This is a genomic window from Shewanella sp. SG44-6, assembly GCF_014164185.1.
Classification (GTDB): Bacteria; Pseudomonadota; Gammaproteobacteria; order Enterobacterales; family Shewanellaceae; genus Shewanella; species Shewanella vesiculosa.
Genome location: NZ_JACJER010000104.1, coordinates 1 through 16,453 on the forward strand (window position 1 = coordinate 1; position 16,453 = coordinate 16,453).

17 protein-coding genes are annotated in these 16,453 nt (G+C 43.0%); 10 read left to right on the plus strand and 7 right to left on the minus strand.

What is annotated here, in order from left to right; genetic code table 11:
- A partial coding sequence (locus H5185_RS16310; RefSeq protein ID WP_404948464.1) for an MFS transporter occupies positions 1–617 on the plus strand: 617 nt, incomplete at its 5' end.
- Positions 618–699: 82 nt separating this feature from the next.
- Here the strand turns inward: H5185_RS16310 and H5185_RS16315 are convergent.
- Complete coding sequence (locus tag H5185_RS16315) at positions 700–1,659, minus strand: putative porin (protein WP_182742634.1); 960 nt, start codon at positions 1,657–1,659, stop codon at positions 700–702.
- Positions 1,660–1,770: 111 nt separating this feature from the next.
- Here H5185_RS16315 and H5185_RS16320 point away from each other — a divergent pair, with 111 nt between their 5' ends.
- The 7 genes from H5185_RS16320 (at position 1,771) to H5185_RS16350 (ending at position 8,768) form a co-directional block, all read left to right on the plus strand.
- Positions 1,771–2,382, plus strand: coding sequence for a tRNA-uridine aminocarboxypropyltransferase (locus tag H5185_RS16320; protein WP_124017420.1), 612 nt, complete (start codon positions 1,771–1,773; stop codon positions 2,380–2,382).
- Between the two features lie 5 nt (positions 2,383–2,387).
- Positions 2,388–2,771 carry a hypothetical protein gene (locus H5185_RS16325; protein ID WP_182742635.1) on the plus strand — a complete coding sequence of 128 codons (384 nt, stop codon included), beginning with the start codon at positions 2,388–2,390 and terminating at the stop codon, positions 2,769–2,771.
- Between the two features lie 47 nt (positions 2,772–2,818).
- Positions 2,819–3,457, plus strand: a complete 639-nt coding sequence (locus H5185_RS16330) for a class I SAM-dependent methyltransferase (RefSeq protein WP_182742636.1) — start codon at positions 2,819–2,821, stop codon at positions 3,455–3,457.
- Positions 3,458–3,790: 333 nt separating this feature from the next.
- On the plus strand, positions 3,791–5,104 hold the full coding sequence (locus H5185_RS16335) for an amidohydrolase (protein WP_182742637.1): 1,314 nt from the start codon (positions 3,791–3,793) through the stop codon (positions 5,102–5,104).
- Between the two features lie 63 nt (positions 5,105–5,167).
- Positions 5,168–6,481, plus strand: coding sequence for a M16 family metallopeptidase (locus H5185_RS16340; protein WP_404948465.1), 1,314 nt, complete (start codon positions 5,168–5,170; stop codon positions 6,479–6,481).
- Complete coding sequence (locus H5185_RS16345; protein ID WP_182742639.1) at positions 6,478–7,941, plus strand: pitrilysin family protein; 1,464 nt, start codon at positions 6,478–6,480, stop codon at positions 7,939–7,941. The genes H5185_RS16340 and H5185_RS16345 overlap by 4 nt, the downstream gene beginning before the upstream one ends.
- A gap of 263 nt (positions 7,942–8,204) precedes the next feature.
- Entirely contained in the window at positions 8,205–8,768 is a 564-nt protein-coding gene (locus H5185_RS16350; RefSeq protein WP_259396242.1) for a hypothetical protein, read from the plus strand.
- Positions 8,769–8,789: 21 nt separating this feature from the next.
- Here the strand turns inward: H5185_RS16350 and H5185_RS16355 are convergent, their stop codons facing one another.
- The 3 genes from H5185_RS16355 to H5185_RS16365 all read right to left on the minus strand — a co-directional run bounded on the left by H5185_RS16355 (position 8,790) and on the right by H5185_RS16365 (position 11,237).
- Positions 8,790–9,125: a DUF2956 domain-containing protein gene (locus tag H5185_RS16355; RefSeq protein ID WP_182742640.1), complete on the minus strand. Its 336-nt coding sequence runs from the start codon at positions 9,123–9,125 to the stop codon at positions 8,790–8,792.
- Positions 9,125–9,589 carry a tRNA (uridine(34)/cytosine(34)/5-carboxymethylaminomethyluridine(34)-2'-O)-methyltransferase TrmL gene (gene trmL / locus H5185_RS16360; protein ID WP_124017428.1) on the minus strand — a complete coding sequence of 155 codons (465 nt, stop codon included), beginning with the start codon at positions 9,587–9,589 and terminating at the stop codon, positions 9,125–9,127. Before trmL ends, H5185_RS16355 begins: the two co-directional genes overlap by 1 nt.
- Positions 9,590–9,845: 256 nt before the next feature.
- Positions 9,846–11,237, minus strand: a complete 1,392-nt coding sequence (locus H5185_RS16365) for a mechanosensitive ion channel family protein (protein ID WP_182742641.1) — start codon at positions 11,235–11,237, stop codon at positions 9,846–9,848.
- Positions 11,238–11,551: 314 nt separating this feature from the next.
- On the opposite strand from H5185_RS16365, the gene H5185_RS16370 reads away from it, so the two are divergent.
- Positions 11,552–11,710, plus strand: a complete 159-nt coding sequence (locus tag H5185_RS16370) for a YqaE/Pmp3 family membrane protein (RefSeq protein ID WP_011635799.1) — start codon at positions 11,552–11,554, stop codon at positions 11,708–11,710.
- Positions 11,711–11,988: 278 nt separating this feature from the next.
- On the opposite strand, the gene H5185_RS16375 is transcribed toward H5185_RS16370, so the two are convergent.
- From H5185_RS16375 to H5185_RS16385, 3 genes are all read right to left on the minus strand, one after another.
- On the minus strand, positions 11,989–13,383 hold the full coding sequence (locus H5185_RS16375; RefSeq protein WP_182697716.1) for an ATP-binding protein: 1,395 nt from the start codon (positions 13,381–13,383) through the stop codon (positions 11,989–11,991).
- Positions 13,383–14,069 (minus strand): response regulator, encoded by a 687-nt coding sequence (locus H5185_RS16380; protein WP_124017432.1) that lies wholly within the window; start codon positions 14,067–14,069, stop codon positions 13,383–13,385. The genes H5185_RS16375 and H5185_RS16380 overlap by 1 nt, the downstream gene beginning before the upstream one ends.
- 116 nt (positions 14,070–14,185) lie before the next feature.
- Positions 14,186–15,613: a thioredoxin family protein gene (locus H5185_RS16385; RefSeq protein WP_182723065.1), complete on the minus strand. Its 1,428-nt coding sequence runs from the start codon at positions 15,611–15,613 to the stop codon at positions 14,186–14,188.
- 276 nt (positions 15,614–15,889) lie between these two features.
- On the opposite strand from H5185_RS16385, the gene H5185_RS16390 reads away from it, so the two are divergent.
- Positions 15,890–16,381 (plus strand): Spy/CpxP family protein refolding chaperone, encoded by a 492-nt coding sequence (locus tag H5185_RS16390; protein WP_124017434.1) that lies wholly within the window; start codon positions 15,890–15,892, stop codon positions 16,379–16,381.
- Positions 16,382–16,453 lie beyond the last annotated feature (72 nt).

Genomic DNA, 16,453 nt, shown 5'->3' on the forward strand with positions numbered 1-16,453 from the left:
GTCGTTATAAGCCGGTTATTGGTGACCCACATTTTATGTTTTATGCCAGTTGCTGCATGATCGCGATGGCATCGATATTATGTTACGTGTCGTACTCACCTGTGTGGATAATTGGTCACTTAGGCATCTCAGAATTAACCTTCAGTGGTCTGTTTGGCCTTAATGCTGCCATCAATATTGTCGCGTGTTTTGCCGCTCCAGTGTTGGTTAAGCGTATTGGGAATAGACCTGGCGTAGTGGTAGCTTTGTCGTTAATGCTGCTTGCTGCGGTTATTGAAGCAGCGGTTTACTTTGCCGGTCCACAAGCAGGCTTAGCCGCCGCAATAGCATTTATGGCTCCGATGATGATTTTGTGTGTTGGCTTTGCTATTTTACTTGGCCCTGCAACCAGTATGGCATTGTCAGCTTTCGGTGAGCGAGCAGGTACTGCGACGGCTATGCTGGGATGTATTCAAATGAGTGGGGCATCAATACTGACGGCGTTGATCCAACTAACCGATATACCTGCGCCTTATGCCATCGCACTAGTGATGGGCGGTTTTAGTTCGGTATTGCTGATTATTATGGCAATGAATCGCTTAAGTCATTTGCATCAAGAACAATTACAACACGATTAATTAAGCTTTAGTAACATCACCTTTAACCCGCAGAATGCTAACCACATTCCGCGGGTATTTTTTTGCCTCAATATGGTGAGACTTAAAAGCGGGCGTTAATTGCTACGCCAAAATTAGTTTCTGAATCACTATTATATTCACTATTCTCGAAATAATGTTCTAGCGAAAACTTAGCCGAGAACACATCTGAAAAATGCCAGAAGTAACGTGTATTTAAACCAGTTTCAGTGATGTTGTTGCTGTGGCTACTTTGATTTGAGTCATCAATATTACTGCTGCTGAAATCAGTATTTACATCTGCCCGGTAGTAAGTCGCACCCACAGACCATGCGTTATTGATATACCAATCTGCAAACACTGCAACAGTATAAATGTCATTTTCAAAGTTTAATTTAGAATTTTCCACTATAGTCGGAGTAGGTCCATCAACTTGGGTGAGAATTTCGTTGTTGGTATATTGTGGGTTTTGATAACCTACAGCCCCAGTTATAAACACTCCAGCGGTTGATTGTAATGGAATAAAATGTTCGTAAGTTAACGTGATAGCATCAATATCTTGGCTAAAATATGATTCAAATTCATATTCTAGATATGCGCCATTGTTAGATTTTGATTCTGAGTTGGTAGCGTAGTTCAAGGATAACTTTGAGTGTTCGCTAAAAAAATATCCTGCAATAATCTCGTATGTTGTGGTGTCAGATACAGCATTATCTGTACTTAACTGGGTGACTCCAGCCCCCAAAAACCATTTTGAGTCAAAAACGTATTCTCCAGAGATATTATATAAATCTTCGATGTCAGTCTTGGCATAACGCGCTGAAATAGTTGAGCCTTGATTAAAGAACGCGGCTAATTCGTAGGGTTTTTCAGCTTGTTCAACCGCTTTAAAATAATAGTGATAATTGGCGTTAACTAGGCCATCCGCTTCACCTGATGAGTCTAAAAAACCGATTTCTGCTTCGTGATGGTAGGCATTATTTTGAGCGGCATAAACGGAACTTGTGGCAAATGCGAGCATTAATGCCACAGACATCTTTGTCATAGTTCTTGTCATAATTCCTGTCATAATAGTGGTTCTTCCTTGAGATGTTATGGTGTAAAGCCAAGCATATTGAACTTAACTTTACATGTTTGCAACAAGATAAGGCAAAAAATGAGCAGAAGTTATTGTATATATTGCCAATATCCACAGTCGGCTTGCGTGTGTCATGCGATCAAACAGGTATCTTCAAATACCGAGGTAGTGGTGATGCAGCACCCATCTGAAGTGGGTCATGCTAAAAATACCGTGAGGTTATTGAAGCTGGTGATGCCGCAGATGAAAATTTACGTGGGTGAGGCTGCCACGGACTTTATTGAGCTGCAACATTATTTAGCTGCGCAAACGAAGCCGATTTATGTGGTTTACCCTAATGAGCACAGTCAAACTGTCGCCGAGGCTGGAGCGAGTGAGGCGGCGATTATTATTTTAGTTGACGGTACTTGGCGTAAAGCATACCGAATGTTGCAGCTCAATCCGTGGTTACTTAATTACCCTTCATTGCATCTAGAATGTGAAGATGAGTCGCAATATGTTATTCGTAAAGCGAAACGCAGCGACAGCCTGTCAACCCTCGAAGCGGCTGCCTACACTCTGGTTGCATTAAATCCTGCAGCAGACATTGCGCCAATATTTGCAGTGTTTAACGCAATGGTGCAACATAAGTTAACGGCTATGCCAGCTCTGGTTCGTGAGCGTTATAACGGCGATAAACTCAAAGGATAGACCATATGAAACATCAGCTGATAGGCTCATTGATTTTGCTCGTTACTGCGAGTTCATTAGCATTCGTTACCGTCGCGGCAGATAAGCCACATAAAAAAATGACTTTGGCTGAAAAGGGCGAGCAAGCACGTCAAGAGTCGGCTGAACTTGAACAAACACAATTGCAAAAAGCGCGTGAGGCTGCCAAAGCCACCGCGGAACGTGAACAAAAAGCATTGGCAAAAGTGCAGTCTAATGACTGGGAAGCACAACAGCTCGAAAAAGCCCGAGTCCAATCTGATGAGCGTTTAACCCGTCAGCAGAAGTATTTACAACAGGCGCAAGAAGCTGCAACTCAAACTCGTAAAATCCCTAAAGAAACCAGTATTGAGCCTGTTCAATCTGAATAGTGTGAGTGCGTTAATTATCTGTATTTGGCTTATTTTGGAGCGTCCCTTTGTCGTCTTGTCCTTTATGTCACCATGACACAGTAGCTTTTCATCAAGATAAAAAAAGAGCTTATGTTCGTTGTCCGCAGTGTTTTATGGTATCAGTTCCAACGGCGTTTTATTGGGATGAAGCCGCTGAGAAAGCTCACTACGATTGCCACCATAACGACTTTGCCGATGCGGGTTATCAACATTTTTTATCCCGCACCTTAACTCCGTTATTGACCCGCGTAGAACCAAATGCAAATGGATTAGATTTTGGTTGCGGCGAAGGCGCAGTATTAAGTCAAATGGCTGCAAAGCACGGTATTAACGTTGCTAATTATGATTTGTTTTATCACCCAGATACTCGAGTACTAAGTCAGCAGTATGATTTTGTCTGTTTAACCGAAGTGATTGAACACATTGCCGATGCACAGACGTTAGTTGAGCAATTAAGCCAATTAGTGCTCCCAGGTGGCATATTAGCCGTGATGACCAAGCGGGTGTCGGACCTTGATGGGTTTATCAACTGGCACTATAAAATCGACCCGACTCATATTAATTTTTACGCCCTAGAAACCTTTGAATGGATAGCGCGGCAACAAGGCTGGCAGCTTGAGGTGATCGACAGCGACGTGGTATTTTTTCACCTGCCCGCTTGTTAGTATTGGCTCAATCATGGTTGATTGAGTTGCATGATGAGTTATAAATATCAGCTCGGGATATCAATCTTTATTGGACAGGCCTCAGTATCACTAATAATGCTGCCCTGACTTGCAATAGGCTCACTATGGGTAAAGTTTGATGTGAAATAGGCCAAATATTGTTATTTGCCCTCACTTATCCCACTTCTTAAGCCCAATGAAGCTTCATAAGCTTAATCGCGACCATTGCGCGTTAATAAATAGATACAATTGACTTGTTAGCAATTGAGTAAAAAATTTAACAAAATTGTCATTTCAAGGTAGTTTTGTTGTACTCATATAATAACCAATGGAATGGACATGCGCCTGACCTCTCTCGCTTTAGTATTTGCAAGCTTATTTGCCTCCAGTGTTTACAGTGCATCAACCGTAGCAAGTGTGCCCAATGCCGCAGAGTTAAGCGCTGAAGTCGAAAGTAAAGTGATTGCATGGCGCCGCGATTTTCACCAACATCCTGAATTATCTAACCGAGAGTTTCGTACCAGTGAGGTGATTGCAAAACACCTTAAGTCCTTGGGACTTGAAGTGCAAACCGGTATTGCCCATACCGGCGTGGTAGCGATACTCAAAGGCGGTAAGCCTGGGCCTTTAATTGCTTTACGTGCCGATATGGATGCCTTACCCGTAACTGAAGTCGTTGATTTGCCTTTTGCATCTAAAGTCACCGATACTTATCGCGGTCAAAAAGTTGGCGTCATGCACGCATGTGGTCATGATACTCATGTTGCCATGTTGATGGGCGTTGCCGACAATTTAGTGAAGGTAAAAGACAGTTTGGCTGGTGACGTAATGTTTATCTTTCAGCCTGCCGAAGAGGGTGCTCCAGAAGGTGAAGAAGGCGGCGCAGAGTTAATGCTCAAGCAAGGTTTATTCGCCAAGCGTAAACCCGATCAAGTCTTTGGAATGCACGTTACGTCGAGTATGCCCTCTGGCGTAATAGGCTTGCGTTCTGGCCCCGCGATGGCAAGTGAAGATTCATTTACGATTAAGGTTACTGGCAAGCAAACCCATGGATCGCGTCCTTGGAGTGGTGTTGATCCTATTGTGGCATCAGCGCAAATTATTAACAGTGTGCAAACCATTATTAGTCGCCAAGTTGATATTACCAAAGCACCTGCAGTGGTGAGTTTTGGGGCCATTAATGGTGGAATTCGATCGAATATTATTCCCGATGAAGTAGAGCTCATCGGAACCATTCGTACCTTTGATCAACAGATGCGTGCCGACATTAAAGTTAAATTGGCCGAAGTGGCTGCTAATGCGGCTAAAACCCTAGGTGCTACGGCGGTAACTATTATCCAATCTGGTTACCCAGTAACCGTTAATAACCCAGAATTAGTCAGTAAAATGCGCCCTGTTATTGCTTCTGTGGTGGGTGACAATATGTTAATAGAGCCCGGGCTAATGACTGGCGCGGAAGACTTTTCGTATTATGCGCTGCAAACGCCGGGGATGTTCTTTTTCTTAGGTGTGACACCAGCGGACCAAGATATCAGTCAAGTTGCCAGCAACCACTCACCCGCATTTTATGTTGATGAAAGTGCCTTGAGAGTAGGTGTGCAAACCATGACGCAAGTTGCCTTAACCGCATTAAGCGTCGCACAATAAAACCCATTTTAGATAAACCTTTGGATGATAGCTCAAAAGGAGCGAGATATGACCCGTAAGATAATGGCGTTGCTGATGACGATAGGCGTACTGAGTGCGCCTGCCGTGTTAGCAACACAAGCTGAAGACATCAATAGCTTTACCTTAGACAATGGCATGAAGATTATGGTGCTGGAGGATAGCTCTATCCCTAATGCCAACATGTATATTTTTTGGAAAGTCGGTTCGCGCAATGAAGTGCCTGGCATTACTGGCATTTCACACTTTTTTGAACACATGATGTTTAACGGTTCTAAAAAGTTTGGCCCGAAAATGTTTGATCGCACAATGGAAGCTGCTGGTGGCGCGAATAATGCCTACACCACAGAAGACATGACAGTGTATACAGATTGGTTTCCTGCCAATGGTTTAGAAACCATTTTTGATTTAGAAGCTGATCGCATTGCCAACCTCGATATTAACTCTGAGATGGTAGAAAGCGAGCGTGGTGTGGTGCAGTCAGAGCGCACTACCGGGCTGGAAAACTCTAACTGGCGCACGATTCAAGAAGCGCTAAAAAGTGTTGCCTTTGCTGCACATCCATATAGCTGGTCAGTGATTGGTTATGAGTCGGATATTGCTGCTTGGACCTTAGAAGATTTACAGCAATACCATAAAACCTACTATGCCCCGAACAATGCGCTAGTGGTCATTACCGGTGATGTGAAGTTAGCCGAAGTGAAAGCATTAGCTAATCAGTATTTTGCGCCTATTCCTGCCCAAGCACCGCCAAAAGCAGTGCGTACTATTGAACCGCAACAGAATGGTGAACGCCGAGTCTTTGTGAAAAAAGAGTCTGTGAGCACACCAAACATTATGTTGGCTTACCATGTACCCGCAACTAGCCATGCTGACTACTATGCATTGGATTTGTTAGCGTCAATGCTCAGTGAAGGTAATAGCTCACGTTTTTATCAAGCTTTAGTCGACAAGCAATTAGCGGTTGCTGCCGAAACTTACATGCCGATGTCGTTCGACCCTAATTTATTTTATATTTTAGGTGTGGCGAATGCTGGCGTGAGCGCCGAGACGTTAGAGCAAGCCTTAATTGAGCAAATTAACCTTATTGCCACCCTAGGTGTGACTCAACAAGAGCTTGAAAAAGTCAAAAATATTAAGCTAATGGATTTTTACCGCACCATGGAAACCATTAACGGTAAAGCCAATACCTTAGGCACATACGAGCTGTATTTTGGGGATTACACCAAACTGTTTAATGCCCCAGAAGCGTATAACAAAGTGACTCCAGCTGACATCCAGCGTGTTGCACAAACCTATTTAATTAAAGCGAATCGAACTGTTGGTGTGCTCGCTGCGACTGAGGAGTCTGACAAATGAAAACTATAGCTCACACCCATATTAACCTATCGTTATCGGCCATCGCGTTAACTTGTAGTTTAGCCATAAGTGGTTGTGCGACTTCGCAGCAATCAACGGCCGATAATGCCTCTGCTAGTCCAAGCGCTGTCTCGGCGAGTTTTGTGATGCCAAGCTACCAATCTATTACCCTAGATAATGGTTTAAAAGTGACCTTAATGGTACAAAAAGAAGTGCCATTAGTGACCATTGATGCCGTGGTTAAGGCCGGGGCGGTGAATGATCTTACCTCTGGTATGGCGTACATTACCTCACAAAGTTTAATGCTAGGTGCTGCGGGCCAATCTAAGGCAGACATCGAGCAACAACTAGACTTTATGGGTGCCAGTATTGATACCAGTGCCGATCTAGAAGGCAGTTATATTCGTGCCAATATGATGAGCAAAGATGTCGATACCGTGCTCGCTATTTTTAGTCATGTATTACGTCAACCAGACTTTGATAGCGCCGAATTTGATAAGCTAAAACAACGTGAAATCGTCGGTTTGTCTCAACAAAAAGAAAGCCCTCGGGCCGTGATCGGACGCTACTTTAATAAGTTAGTTTTTGGTGAACATCCTTATGCTAATCCGGTATCGGGTAATAGTGACACTATCGCTAAACTGTCTGTTGCAGAGTTACGCGCTTTTCATAAAGGCTACTATCAACCAAGTAACATGACCATTAATGTGGTGGGTGATTTTGATGTTGCTGAGATGACCGCCAAGCTTAATAAAGCCTTTGGTGATTGGCAGACCACAGAAACAGTGGTTCAACCTGACTTAAGCCAAAACTTACCGACATTAACTCAGCCGCATGTATTGTTGGTCGACAAGCCTGATGCAATTGAAACCACTTTTTTAATTGGTGGCGTGGGTATTCGTTATGACAATCCAGATTATGTTGGGTTAACTGTCGTTAACACTATTTTAGGTGGTCGTTTTACCTCATGGTTAAATGATGAATTACGCGTCAATGCTGGTTTAACTTATGGTGCTCGTTCTGGTTTTAGCCCTTATGCGCAATCTGGCGTTTTTCAAATCAGTACGTTTACTAAATCATCAACAACAAAAGAAGCCATTGATTTAGCCTTAAAAACCTATGCTCGACTATGGGAAAAGGGCATTGATCAAACCACTTTAGATTCTGCTAAAGCCTATGTGAAAGGCCAGTTTCCACCTAAATATGAGACCAGTGGTCAATTAGCTGGTTTATTGTCTGACATGTACTTGTATGGTTTTAATGATGATTTTATTAATCAATTCCAAGCCAAGGTTGATGGGCTTACTGTTGCAGATACACAACGTTTGATTAAGCAATATTTCCCGCAACAAAACTTACAGTTTGTGTTGATTGGTAACGCTGACAACATTGCTGATGTTGCAGCGCAGTATGGTGAAGTCACTAAAGTCGACATCACAGCTACAGGCTTTGGCCAGTAGTTGCGAGTCAGTTAGTTAATTCGTAATATCCTATGATGGCTCACATAAGTGGGCCATTTTTTATGGATCTAACTGATAATGTGATTAAATTTAGACGCTAAACGTTAGCAGCTAAGTTCATCGAGTAAGTTCATTGAGTAAGTTTATTAACTAAATTCTTTGAGTCAATGAGATCGCTGCGCCTAAACAGAGGCCGATAGGGTTAGCTATATTGAGTTTGGATTGTTTGCGATGTGAAAGGATATGTTAATAAGAGGGGTTTGATGAGCGCAAAATATCGATCAATAATACCGTTGACAGCGATCTTGTTACTAATGCATTCAACGGCCTCTTATGCAGGCAAAGTGACTTTAGATATATTTTGTAGTCAATTAGCTGGCGAGTGGCAGGGCAATGCAGCTAATCCTAATACAGTTGCTAAAAAGGTAAGTACTTCGGTAATGTGTTCGGCTGATCAACGGAATTTATACATTAGTGTTAGCCGTGGTAGCCGCTTTTCAAACAGCGAGACCTGGTGGTTTAGACAACAAGAAGATCATATTTTATTGCTGTATGCCAATGGCGTCACCGACGATATATCACAACAGCTGACCCTGTATGAGCAAGCGGGCAGTTATTCATTTCTAGGTAAAGGTGAAATAAATCAGCGTCCTGCATTAGTGCAGTTACAGTTTGATCCCGTGATTGGTGATGCAGAACCAACAATAAAAGGCTGGCAGTGGCAGCAAAACGCCCATTATTTAGATGACGACAGTGATCAGTATCAGGTCATTAGAGCCATTAGCTTACTTAAACCGTCGGCAGAGGTTGCGCCGCCGACAGATTAGAAACTAATTTAAATCATTCAATTAGCGATAAAATAGATAAGCTGCAAATGCCGCCCAACTCAAGAGTAATAAGGTGGCTAACGACCATGTTAGAGGGTTGAATAGACTCTCTTGCTCATTGTAAGACACATCCGCATCATCATTGCTTGGAATCGCATGTTTGTTTTTCTGTTGCTGTTTACGCGCTTTATCACGTTCCCGAGCTTTCGCTTTTTCACGTTTTTTGTATTCCGCTATCCCTTTTTCTATCCCCGCGGCAATCAGCTTAGTTTGTTCTTTAACTTGTCCAGGCTTTTGAGTGGCCTTGGCAATTGCTAAAGCATCATTTTGGGTTTCTGGGGATAGCGTTTTCTTCATTATTCAGCGCCTGCAAAATCCAGTTGACGCCATGCTTCGTAGCTAATAATGGCAACTGAATTTGATAAATTTAAACTACGACTATTGGCGGTCATTGGGATACGTAATCGCTGCCCCAGTGGGGTTGCATCAATAATATCCATTGGTAAGCCACGGGTTTCAGGGCCAAATAACAAGACATCATTTTCTTGGAAAGCAATTTGAGTATGAGGACGACTACCTTTAGTTGTACAGGCAATAATCCGTTTTCCTGCCATCGCCTCTAAAAACGCGGCATAGTCTTTATGGCGAGTGACGCTGGTCATATCGGAATAATCAAGTCCAGCACGACGGAGTTTCTTTTCTTCGAGATCAAAACCCAATGGCTCAATCAAATGTAACTGTGAGCCATTGTTGGCACATAGACGAATGATATTTCCGGTATTTGGAGCAATTTCGGGTTCATAAAGGGCAATATGAAACATAGCAACCTTAGGTACGAAGCATAAAAAGAGGGACGAATTATACCTTAAGCAAGGTTTTTCTGCGAGACGTTATCAATGCCGACTTGGTGAAATGGGCGGTATAGCACGAATGATCATCCTTGATGGAGACTTGGCGCCAACTGTATTTGAGGCAGTCACAGCTAATTAAAGACCAGTTATTTATTGATACTTTAGCAGCCGATTCTACTACTGTTATCGCCAATATTAGGCTGAATATAGGTTGTGAACATCGTTATTAGATAATATTGGCACCATTCTCTGGATCGCGAGATTGCGCTGCCTGTCGGCGTATATCATCAGTATCGCTGCTGATATCAACGCTAGCATCATCATGGACTTCATCGGATAAATCCGAAATTTTTTGCTCATTGGGTAAATTAGCTTGCTCCGTTATTGGTTGGCCACTTAACTGAGTTTGGTCTTGCTGATGTCTGCTGGAGACCAATTGTATCCCTTGAGGGAAAATGCGTTCGCGAGCATCATCTGGCATGCTGATTTTATTCGCTTCATAAGCGCGCACCAGTAAGCGCATTAAAATTGAAGCCACTTTTGGAACACTATGAGTTTCTGCATTAACCCAAAAATACACTTGCAGGTTAATAGTGGAAGAACCTAGGTTGGTTATCAGTACCTGCGGTTCAGGATCTGCTAGTACGCCGTGGTGAGCCATCATGATCTCCATGGCGATGTCCTGAGCCTTACGAATATTGGTGTCGTAGCCGATACCAATCATAAAATTGCCCCGTATTCTTGGGTTTGCGGTCAGGTTTTTAATCACGTTTTTATAAATTGTGGCATTGGGAATTTGGATGTGGTTGCCATCGTAGTCGACTAACGTAGTGGCCCTTGCAGTGACTTTTTTTACAATGCCTAATTGACCTTCAACAGCAATGACGTCGCCTAATTTGAACGGGCGCTGGACACTGAGCAGTAAGCTGGAAATAAAGTTTTCGGCGATGTCTTTAAAGGCAAAACCTAAAATGAGACCTATTACCCCAGTGCTACTAATAATGGCAACGGCAAACTGAGTTAAGCCGGCGAGACGCAAAAAGATATACAGCCCTAATAATATGATCAGCATACTAAAGCTGCGCTGCATCACTAAACGAATAAGTTCACTCTGTGTGACCCAAGTTAAGGGCTGAATAAGCAGGCGAGCAATAGGGCGAGAAAGCCAAAAGAGTAGCAAAAATATTGCCAGTCCTAGGGCTAAGCTGGGCAAATACTGTAAGGTTTTGGCCCAAAACTGCCGTGCATCTTGCTGCAGAGGAGCTAAAGATAACGGCTCCATAGCGCGTAATTGAATATTATCTACAACCTGAGTCACACCAGGTAAGGCGGCGATGGTTTGCAGTATGCGTTCTTTACTGGCTTGCTCGGTGACGGAGCCATGCAGATTGACGACAGAGCCTTGTATTTCAATGTCGATTGCACTGCTTGGATCGTTAATTTGTATGAGTTGTTTCACCGTGTTGGACGAGGGGGCGGCCTGGGCATAAGTAGGCGCAAAGCTGGTTAAGCAAACAAAAGTAGTGACTAAACTCCATAGGAGAATCCATCGACTTAATGTTGAGCATGAGCGGTGGTTGCAATAAGGAATGCTGTTTAAAAAAAATCGACAAATCATAAGATTACCCGCAAGGTACAAGCCCGTCTTTATTCAATATTAGCAAATAATCGTCACCGACACCAAAGCTTGTAAGCGTTATCCGCTAATGTTTTTGCAGCATGCAAAAAGGGCTTTTTCTCTACTAAAGGCATACTAATAAGTCAATATATGCGATGTTGTCGTTACTTAAAAATGATGCTAATTAAGGGTAATAACAGCAACACTTGCAATAGTGGTCTGGTAATTGCGTTGTACTTTATGACCATCAATGTAAGTTAGTTAATACACGCTGGGGGAACAGCTAACCTCAGTCATTCAAAATGGAGAATATCATGGATTTATTACGTATTTTAATCGCAATTTTACTGCCGCCACTTGGGGTTTTTCTACAAGTAGGGCTAAGTAAAACCTTATTATTAAACATAATTTTAACCTTGCTAGGCTACATTCCAGGGATAGTACACGCAGTATGGGTGATTGCTAAACGTTAGTAGCGGTCAAGATAAGTATGCCTAAAGGTTAAGCGGCTCAGGCTGCTTACATTAATCGGAAAATGTTGCCAGTTAAGGGTAATTTTTACCTAAATACATGCTTATCGTTGAATTGCTTTTCTATTAAATGTTTACAACGTTAATTTAGCGGTGTCGGTTTATGAAACTGAGCTGTTATTGATGTTTGCTTGTTCCCTGCGTGTGCAGGGGTTTTAGATAATGCCATTATTCAGGACGATAAGCATGCACAGGTTAAGTTATTGTCTTTTTTAGCTAGCCTAATTTATCGGTAAACTGATACTCAGTTTAAGGCCTTGGCGCTTGCCCGTCGGGCCAATCAGATTTTCTGCCACTATGTTGCCCTGATGTAGCGTAATGGCAGCTTGGGTGATTGCCAAGCCTAATCCCCAACCGCCACTTTTTCTGTCTCTTGCGGTATCTGGGCGATAGAAAGGTTTAAAAATAGCTTCAAGCTCTTTGGGGTCGATACCAGGACCGTCATCTTCTACTGTAATGAGTATATGTTTACCCGCCTGGACCGCACTGATGGTTATTTGACTGTTGGCATAGCAAATTGCATTACGCAGCAGATTTTCTATGGCGCGCGAGAGTGTCTTTGGGTGAAGAGGTAATTGCAGTGCCTCTGGTATATCAATTTGTAGTAGCTTCCCTTGCTGCTCCGCTTCAAATTCAGCGTCATCTAACACTTGGCTTAATGACTCGGCTAATTCGAGCTCGATTTTATTTTCATGGCTGGCCAAGCTAACCCGAGATAGGGTAAGTAACTCACTGATTAATGCTTCAAGCTGTAAAGCTTCATAGCCAATACGTTCTAGTTCTTCACTTTGCTGACCTTTTTTACGGCCGAGGGCCAAGGCTAATTGCAGTCTAGTGAGCGGCGTGCGCAGTTCGTGAGAAATATCACCCATTAATCGTTGCTGATTGTTAATCATGGTTTGTACTGCGTCAGCCATGCCATTGAACGCTTGGGCTAACTGGCCCATTTCATCACGTCTACTCGCTGTGGCTGCATCAACTCGGCTCGATAAATCACCTCTTGCGAGGGCGTTAGCACTGTGTTTAAGCGAGCGTAATGGTTTACCTAAATACCACGCCAGCAAACCACATAATAGCCCAGATAATAAAATGGCTAAGCCTGCTGTGAGTAATTTATTATCGGCAAAGAATAAAAACCATGGCCGAGGATGACTATCGGGTAAACGGCCAAATAACTGATAGGCTTTATCATTGACCTCAAAAGAATAGGGGCCAAAAATAAATTCATCTCTAAATTGGTGGCTAATGGGCTGATCTGCCTCTTCGGCCATCAACTGAAAACGTCTAAATTCGCGTGATACTCGTTGAGTATTTAACACTTGTCCTTCGCCGTCGGTTAAATATACCCGCATAGGACCATGGTTGCGGCTTCCGTCCTTATTGCGACTACGATGCAGACGTTGGAGGCTTTTGCCTTCGAGTAACTGTGGTTGCTGTTGTATTCGTTCAGCGATGTTTTTTAGCACCTGCTCTAAGCTAGGTGGTAAAGGTGAGCGATCATGGCTTTGCTGTAATAGCGGTAATAACGACACTAGAGCAATAATTAACGAACTGCATAGCCAAAAGCCGAGCAATAATTTAAAAAACAGCCGATTAAATGGATTGTTTTTCAGCATTACGGTATCCAAATATAGCCTTTACCGCGGAGAGTTTTAACTCGTGGGCGGCCGTCTTGGCGTTCAGGTAATTTTTTACGTAAGTTAGATAAATGCATATCTAAGCTACGGTCAAATGGCATTAATTTTTTGCCTAATACATTTTCGCTTAACGAGTCTTTGGTCACCAGCTCGCCAGATTTTTCAACTAAATTGAACAGCAAGGAAAATTCGGTACCAGTAAGGATAATCAGTTGCTCATTGCAATAGGTTTCTTGGCGGGTCGGATCGAGTCGTAAATCACCAAACTGCATCATTTCATGGGCTTGGCTATCTTGTTGGGTGGTTTGTGCACGCCGTAATATGGCACGAATTCGAGCGACTAATTCGCGATCATTAAACGGTTTTGGTAAGTAGTCATCGGCGCCGATTTCAAGACCGACAACCCGATCGATTTCATCACCGCGGGCGGTGAGCATCAATACTGGAGTTTGTTTGCGCTGCCGTAAAGCCCGCAATACTTCAAAGCCATTAAGCTTGGGTAGCATAACGTCAAGAAGGATTAAATCGAAGTCTTGCTGTTGTGCCATCATCAGCCCTTGCTCACCATCGTAAGCTTGGCTTAGTGCAAATCCTTCTAACTCAAGTAATTGACTGAGTAGATCGGATAAACCAATATCATCGTCGATAAGTAAAATGCGATTCATAACTGTCCTCTGGCACAAAGAAAATCTGTATGTTGACGTTAACATACAGATTTTTCGATCAATTGAGCTTATCTCATGCCAAGATTAAATCATATCAACATTGCACAGTTTTACATTTAACCCGCTTTATTTTGCACTATGTAGCGTTTAATTCTGGCAATGATAAAGGTCAGTATAATTGAGCCGAGGATCAGGCCGACCGAGAAGACCGCATTTTGTAGAGCATTAGGATTAAACACTAACATGCTGCCTAAACCTAACATCATTATGCCTGACATCAGTTTAAGGACTTCACCTTCTTTTTCGGTAAGTTTGCGTTTACCTAATGTCATTGAGAAGACAATCACAATAGCGGCCAGTGGTATAACGTAAACCACATTATAAGCGATGAGGTATAAGTAACGTTGCATGGTATCGAGATCTGATAATGACAACACTGAGGTGTAAATCATTGGAAAGCCAGCGGTGCAGAGCAGCTCGTAGGTATTAGCTAAAATTGCCAGAATAGTTGAACCTAAAATCATTGTTGGTAATGAACTGGCTTTAGATAATTTCCCCATACGCTTAATAAGCGAACCACGGTTTTCCACCGACATGGATAAGCTAACGTCGCCTCGGCCATAAAAGTAATCTTTTATATTGACGATTGCTGCTATCAACGCCAATACCCCCGCACAAGTGATAATGATACCGCCATCACCGCCGCCGAGTACTTGGAATAAGTTAAGCCAGGCGCTCATAAATACGAAGTAGATAAGACCGGAGAAAAATACAAAAATACCGCCCACCAACAGCATACGTTTGCGGCTGCCTGCATTCACCATAATGCTCAGTAAAAATAGCAGCACGAAAAAGGCGCACGGGTTAAAGGCATCAACACCTGCTAACACTAGGGTTAGAACCGGCAATGACATTTCTTCTGGATGTACAGCGCCAATGAGTGGAATGTCGACAGGCTGAACCGTTGGCGCAGGGGCTATGTCGCTGGCTTGGTCAAATGACATACCACATGAGCCTTCGGCTTGTGGATCGTCGCTATTGTCACTACAGGTTTCAAACAGTGGTGCGCTTGCAACTGGCGCAGCTCCGAGGAAATCATCAAGCTTATCACCAATGTCTGCTTTACCACCTTGGCGTTGGTAGCAGTTAACCAAGCGCTCTAGAATGAAACGTCCAGTCACCTCATGGCTGTTATAACCCACTACGGCCTCACCACAAATAGCAAAGTAGGGCACCGATTTGGGTTCAACACCTGTTTTTTGGCCCATTTCCATGAGTTTATCAACATTGCCGGGTTCACTAATGACGTAGTCGTGTAATTCGATCCAGTCAAAACGTTCGCCTAGAGCATCAATAAAAGGATGGGCTTCACGACAATGAGGGCAGGTTTTCGACCAAAAGAAATGCAGCTTTACCACTAGCTGCTGGTTTTGCTGAGTATACCAAATTGAGTCGTCTGTTGAGGCCACGGTACTGGCTATTGAGCTTGGAGCTAATATCAATACGCAAAGAAGTAACAGTAATTGGCCAATCAATCGGTTCATAATTTATTCCATTAAAGCGCTAATAGTTAGATTTTATGCCCTAATATGATTACTGTAAGGATCAAGTCTGAATTACGTTAACTGGCTCGCATTACTGGGGTTTTTATCATTCAATATGCCAACTTGATCATGAATTACTGGCGCTAAAGTGCTATGAAAAACCTTCTTTACATAGGTTTACTCTGTCTTAACCCTCATTGACATTGCATTCGGTAAACTGAGTATCAAATCTGCTGAGGCAGACAATAAATCCCATACATACCGAGGAACTTAACAATGAAAACATCATCAATCATCAAAACGAGTTTAGTGGCCTTAGTGGCAAGTTCAGCGTTCTTAGCCAGCCAGTTATATGCGGCAGAGACTACTGATAACACGGTAAAGACAGAGAATGTCGCCGCTAAAGGTGACCGATATCATGGTCATAAGGGTGGCATGCATAAAATGCTACGCATGTTAGATTTAACGGATTCACAGCGAGCTGATGTCAAAGCCGTGTTAAATAAATATCAAGGTAATCGTCCTGAGCGCCCAACGAAAGAACAGCGAGCTGCGCACCGAGCTGACATGCTAGCGTTAATCACTACCGCTGGTTTTGATGAAGCGAAAGCCACTGAAATGGCCCAAGCAAAGCAACAGCAACACATGCAAAAAATGTTGAACCACTTGAAAATGCAGAATGAAATTTATCAACTATTGACCCCTGAACAGCAACAAATGTTTCAAGATAACTTTCAACAAGGTAAAGGCCACAAGCCACGTCGTTAATCAGTTGCTAGTTCAGCATGGTTAAAGCAACATAATCGCCATTACCCAAAGGTAATGGCGATTATGTTGCTT

What these genes read in the sequence shown, in the direction of transcription:
- H5185_RS16340 (WP_404948465.1), top strand. Translation starts at nt 5,168, where the DNA reads ATGGCGTTGCTGATGACGATAGGCGTACTGAGTGCGCCTGCCGTGTTA.
- H5185_RS16380 (WP_124017432.1), bottom strand. Translation starts at nt 14,069, where the DNA reads ATGAATCGCATTTTACTTATCGACGATGATATTGGTTTATCCGATCTA.
- H5185_RS16365 (WP_182742641.1), bottom strand. Translation starts at nt 11,237, where the DNA reads ATGATTTGTCGATTTTTTTTAAACAGCATTCCTTATTGCAACCACCGC.
- H5185_RS16345 (WP_182742639.1), top strand. Translation starts at nt 6,478, where the DNA reads ATGAAAACTATAGCTCACACCCATATTAACCTATCGTTATCGGCCATC.
- H5185_RS16390 (WP_124017434.1), top strand. Translation starts at nt 15,890, where the DNA reads ATGAAAACATCATCAATCATCAAAACGAGTTTAGTGGCCTTAGTGGCA.
- H5185_RS16335 (WP_182742637.1), top strand. Translation starts at nt 3,791, where the DNA reads ATGGACATGCGCCTGACCTCTCTCGCTTTAGTATTTGCAAGCTTATTT.
- H5185_RS16355 (WP_182742640.1), bottom strand. Translation starts at nt 9,125, where the DNA reads ATGAAGAAAACGCTATCCCCAGAAACCCAAAATGATGCTTTAGCAATT.
- H5185_RS16370 (WP_011635799.1), top strand. Translation starts at nt 11,552, where the DNA reads ATGGATTTATTACGTATTTTAATCGCAATTTTACTGCCGCCACTTGGG.
- H5185_RS16350 (WP_259396242.1), top strand. Translation starts at nt 8,205, where the DNA reads ATGAGCGCAAAATATCGATCAATAATACCGTTGACAGCGATCTTGTTA.
- H5185_RS16320 (WP_124017420.1), top strand. Translation starts at nt 1,771, where the DNA reads ATGAGCAGAAGTTATTGTATATATTGCCAATATCCACAGTCGGCTTGC.
- H5185_RS16325 (WP_182742635.1), top strand. Translation starts at nt 2,388, where the DNA reads ATGAAACATCAGCTGATAGGCTCATTGATTTTGCTCGTTACTGCGAGT.
- trmL (WP_124017428.1), bottom strand. Translation starts at nt 9,589, where the DNA reads ATGTTTCATATTGCCCTTTATGAACCCGAAATTGCTCCAAATACCGGA.
- H5185_RS16375 (WP_182697716.1), bottom strand. Translation starts at nt 13,383, where the DNA reads ATGCTGAAAAACAATCCATTTAATCGGCTGTTTTTTAAATTATTGCTC.
- H5185_RS16315 (WP_182742634.1), bottom strand. Translation starts at nt 1,659, where the DNA reads ATGACAAAGATGTCTGTGGCATTAATGCTCGCATTTGCCACAAGTTCC.
- H5185_RS16385 (WP_182723065.1), bottom strand. Translation starts at nt 15,613, where the DNA reads ATGAACCGATTGATTGGCCAATTACTGTTACTTCTTTGCGTATTGATA.